The 515-nt window shown below is 31.1% G+C and carries 2 protein-coding genes; both read left to right on the forward strand.

Going from position 1 to position 515, the window contains the following annotated elements:
* Positions 1–121: metal-sensing transcriptional repressor (locus KPL55_RS25825; protein ID WP_216309596.1), on the forward strand; the 121-nt coding region annotated here is incomplete at its 5' end.
* Between the two features lie 16 nt (positions 122–137).
* Positions 138–515: copper ion binding protein (locus KPL55_RS25830; RefSeq protein ID WP_216309595.1), on the forward strand; the 378-nt coding region annotated here is incomplete at its 3' end.

Below are 515 nucleotides of genomic sequence, written 5' to 3' on the forward strand. Positions count from 1 at the left end.
TATGTTAATTTTAAAGCAACATCTTAATCATTGTGTAAAAGATGCATTTATAAATAATACAGGTGAGGACAAAGTTGATGAAATAATAGAATTACTTGCTAAATTAATTGGCAATAAATGATAGGGAGGAAAACTACATGGAAGATAAAGTACTTAAAATAGAAGGAATGACCTGCTCTGCTTGTGCAAAAGCTGTTGAAAGAGTATCAAAGAAGTTATCTGGTGTGGTAGAGGCAAATGTAAATTTTGCTACAGAAAAATTGAATATAAGTTACGATGAGTCAAAAATTAAATTATCAGAAATACAAAGTGCAGTTGAAAAAGCTGGGTACAAATTACTAGTCCAAACAACTAATAAAACATTAAAACTAGAAGGAATGACTTGTTCGGCCTGCGCTAAGAACATAGAAAGAGTAACAAGAAAACTTAATGGAGTAGTAACTGCTGATGTAAACTTTGCAACTGAAAAATTAACTGTTTCCTTTGAACCATCACTGGTTAGAACATCAGATATA

This window comes from Clostridium lacusfryxellense (genome assembly GCF_018861735.1).
In the GTDB taxonomy this organism is placed as follows: Bacteria; Bacillota; Clostridia; order Clostridiales; family Clostridiaceae; genus Clostridium_AD; species Clostridium_AD lacusfryxellense.